The organism is Methanospirillum sp., assembly GCF_035406105.1.
Taxonomy (GTDB): Archaea; Halobacteriota; Methanomicrobia; order Methanomicrobiales; family Methanospirillaceae; genus Methanospirillum.
Map to the genome: position 1 here is coordinate 1 of NZ_DAONKG010000123.1, position 3,292 is coordinate 3,292.

At 47.7% G+C, this 3,292-nt stretch carries 4 protein-coding genes; 1 reads left to right on the top strand and 3 read right to left on the bottom strand.

What is annotated here, in order from left to right:
• On the bottom strand, window positions 1-1,515 hold a 1,515-nt coding region (locus PLA23_RS08355), incomplete at its 3' end, for a S8 family peptidase (RefSeq protein ID WP_324474844.1).
• A gap of 382 nt (window positions 1,516-1,897) precedes the next feature.
• On the opposite strand from PLA23_RS08355, the gene PLA23_RS08360 reads away from it, so the two are divergent.
• The gene (locus PLA23_RS08360; RefSeq protein WP_324329149.1) at window positions 1,898-2,089 is read left to right on the top strand and encodes a LiaF transmembrane domain-containing protein; all 192 of its coding nucleotides are present in this window, start codon (window positions 1,898-1,900) and stop codon (window positions 2,087-2,089) included.
• On the opposite strand, the gene cofE is transcribed toward PLA23_RS08360, so the two are convergent.
• Entirely contained in the window at window positions 2,076-2,879 is an 804-nt protein-coding gene (gene cofE / locus PLA23_RS08365; protein WP_324474845.1) for a coenzyme F420-0:L-glutamate ligase, read from the bottom strand. The two genes, PLA23_RS08360 and cofE, sit on opposite strands and share 14 nt — an antisense overlap.
• A partial coding sequence (locus PLA23_RS08370; RefSeq protein ID WP_324474846.1) for a dihydropteroate synthase occupies window positions 2,855-3,292 on the bottom strand: 438 nt, incomplete at its 5' end. The genes cofE and PLA23_RS08370, both read right to left, overlap by 25 nt.

Consider the following 3,292-nt stretch of genomic DNA (forward strand, 5'->3'; position numbering starts at 1 on the left):
AGTGGGCGAAGGAGTGGGGCTGGTTCCTCCCAGCGCTTTTGCCGCATTTAGTCTGCCTCCCGAGGCAACTTTGCCTGAAAGAGATGAGATAGCATCAACCGAGCTGAATATCCGGTTTCGGATCTGAACCGCAGACAGAGCAGGATTTTGTGATTTGATCAGTGCTGCAACACCGGCGACATGCGGAGTTGCCATCGATGTTCCACTCATATACTGGTAACTGCCGGACTTTGTTGTGCTGTAAATACTCACACCTGGTGCTGCCAGATCAACCGACGAAGCCCCATAATTGGAGAATGATGCTAGGTTATCTTTATAGTCCGTCGCTGCAACCGACAGAATATTATTACTGGTATATGCCGCCGGATACTGGGGCGATACATCTGCATTTGCACCACTGTTTCCTGCTGCACAAACAACCACTGCAGATGAGGCATCGATGGCATCTTTCAGAGACTGGGTATATCCTGTCCCGCTCCAGGAGTTTGAGATTACTGCCGCACCCTTACGGTTTGCATATAAGATTGCCGATATTGCATCAGAAACATACCCGGACCCCTGCGCATTGAGGAATTTCAGCGGCATGATTTTTACGTTCCATGCAGTTCCGACTACTCCGATTCCGTTATTACCGACTGCAGCTATTGTTCCGGCGCAGTGCGTCCCATGACCATTATCGTCCATCGGGTCATTATTTCTGGACACAAAGTTCCAGCCCCGGATATCATCGACATATCCGTTTCCGTCATCATCTACCCCATTGATGATTTCACCGGTATTTTGCCAGATATTTGCTGCTAGGTCCGGATGGGTATAGTCAACCCCGGTATCGACCACCGCAACAACAACAGTGGGTGTGCCTGTCGTAATGCTCCAGGCATCAGGAGCGTCAATATCAGCATCGGCCATTCCGTAAAATGGTGCCTGTCCGGTGTTATGCAGCCCCCACAAATACTGATAGCCGGGATCATTGGGATATGCAACACTATCAACACAGATTGTTCCTGCATCTGCAACTTTCCCGGTTTTTTCAATAGGACTTAACGAGATCTTATAGTCCGGTTCGACATACAATACATCAGGACTGTTTTTGTAAGCTTCCATCGCTGCATCCAGGGTGTTTGTCGTCACCTGCACGACCTGCATCCCAGGAATTCCAGCGTCACTCAGATCCTTTACCACCGATGTTCCTGCCTGTGCATTTGTTGCAGACTGGATCGACATCATTGCAGACTCCGCCCGAGGACGGTCAGTATTATACCGGACAATGAGCCGATCAGGCGCATATTCAGTAGAGACCTGAACTGACTGACCAGGTATGGGAAGTGCTGAAGACTGAATGGTAACGCCAGATGATACAGGAGATCCTGTCGGCGGAGAAATCTGTTGTATTGATGTTGGAACTGAAATCAGATTCTGATCCGGAATTGCTGTTCCTGTCTGAGTGAAGAGACAGATAATGATCACCACGACAGCCAAAAGAGTGGCAGACGATAATAAACCTTGTACTCTCATAATAACCCCCTGTGAAATAGCATAGCTAATTTCTTATTTGCCGTCTGAATGAAAGAAGTTTCCCGAACTTTGGGTTTTGGACGGGTAAAGCAGGAATCGCTACAGTAATCTATATATTGTACAAACTATCATCACCGGGTTCAAATAGATCCAGATGAAAAAATGTACGGAAGACCCCCGGGTAGTGTGATGCGTGTACTATGGGAGATATAATCTGCCCAAAATGCAACTCAAAAGACACGGATTTTGATGATCTGGTAACGACAGATTCCGGTAGTATGATAGCGAAATGCCGGTGCAATGCTTGTAGTCATACATGGGATATGCCGTTTGGGTTGTAGATGAACCGCTTTCTGAATGACTGGATGGAATTGCCAGGTATATGAATTATATTCGCAGAATGAGTGTTGGTGTCATAACGATTGGGATATTTATCCTGTGCTGGGGGGTAGTCTGGCTTGGGAATGATATGGGATGGTGGGCTTTTTCTTTCCCCTTCTGGCCGGTCATTGTAATCCTGACCGGTGTTATGATCCTCCTGTATGAATTAAAAAAATCTGTCACGGAGGAGTAACATATGTTTTTTTTAGGCTTCCAATAAAGAGGCATTCATCAGGAGATATAAGTTCTATCCCTTCATAATCCCCAAATTCGATATGAAGACCCCGAACGAGAACCATCGGGATCTGTTCATCAGATTCGCCCATGACAAGTTCAGCTGCAGAGGCAATGTTATCTGCGATGGCTCTTCTGGTGACTTTAAGTTCACGCCCAAACAGATCCCGCCGGCCTCGTTCATCAATGATAGCAGGTATACCTGAACATGCGATTGCAACTCCCCCGCAGCCATACCGCATCGGATGTGTTCTGCTGTCAATTATGAGCACTCCAACGGTTCGTCCGGTCTTGTTCAGAATTTTTTTCCGGAGAGTAAAGGCCAGTACATCAGGATCTGAGGGAAGGAGTGTTACATATCCAAGAGGGGCATTCGATCCATCGACTCCAGCATTCGGCAGGAGATGGCCTGAAGTGATTGAGAGGAGAAATCCAGGAATCCCTCCGACAATTGCATCAGATTCCCGGATCACGATCTCTGCCAGTGCCGGCTCGACTCCATACTGAGCAGCAACCTGTTTCGCCTCTTCTGATGGCGTTATGGAGTCAAGTAAAACAATACGCCCCTGTGCGGTTGCAACTGCCGATTCTGCCAGAACAACAATGTCATGATCCTGCAGCTGAAGACCCTCATGTACGAGAGCGGTGTTCAGGTGGTCAAGCAGGTCATCTCCCGGCTTTATCAGATCGGTATGCAGTCCATATATCGAAAACGAGTTCATCATCACCTCATCATCTTCATCACACATGTGATTACATCCCTGGTCTCCGGGATGTCATGAGCCCGGATAACACTTGCTCCTGCTTCTATCAGTCGTGATGTGACAGCAAGTGTTCCCGCAAGTCGTCCTGCCGGTACCTGACCGGTTATCTCACCAATAAAGGATTTTCTTGATACAGCAGCCAGAATGGGGAGATCATAGCTGTGTAATTCATGAAAATGTCTGCAAAGCTCCCAGTCATCCGCGGCAGTTCGTTCCGGTATCCATCTGCCAATTCCCGGATCGAGAATAATATCTTCAATACCATGGTCATGAGCCCGTGAAAGCACATCGTTTATTGCAGCATGCGTCTCCTGAAGAGATTTTGCATCTCCAGGGGTTTTTCTTGATGCCATAAGGACTGCGGGAATTCCTGCATCAGAAATAATTTCTCCCAGAGC

Coding starts and splice junctions, on each gene's coding strand:
- cofE (WP_324474845.1), bottom strand. CDS start 2,879: ATGTGTGATGAAGATGATGAGGTGATGATGAACTCGTTTTCGATATAT.
- PLA23_RS08360 (WP_324329149.1), top strand. CDS start 1,898: ATGAATTATATTCGCAGAATGAGTGTTGGTGTCATAACGATTGGGATA.